The 252-nt window shown below is 65.9% G+C and carries 1 pseudogene; it reads right to left on the reverse strand.

Annotated features, from left to right (window positions below):
- Positions 1–252, reverse strand: a pseudogene (locus AAEZ03_RS28295) (dihydroorotase); the annotation flags it as partial.

The raw sequence follows: 252 nt of genomic DNA on the forward strand, positions 1-252 counted from the left end.
CTGCAAAGGGGGTCCAGCCGCAGCGGGCGAGGATGGGTTGGCTGCTGACCGGCTTGCCGGCAGGCTCCGGTTTGATCAGTACCAGGTCGGCCCAATAGCCTTCACGCACGTAGCCGCGATCAGCAATGGCGAACAGGTCGGCCACGCGGTGGCTGGTCTTGGCGACCAATGTGGTGAGGGGCAAATGCCCGTCGGCCACCAACTCCAGTAACGCCGGCAGGGCATGCTGCACCAGGGGCAAGCCTGAGGGTG

This window comes from Pseudomonas sp. HY2-MNA-CIBAN-0224 (assembly GCF_040310285.1).
Classification (GTDB): Bacteria; Pseudomonadota; Gammaproteobacteria; order Pseudomonadales; family Pseudomonadaceae; genus Aquipseudomonas; species Aquipseudomonas helleri.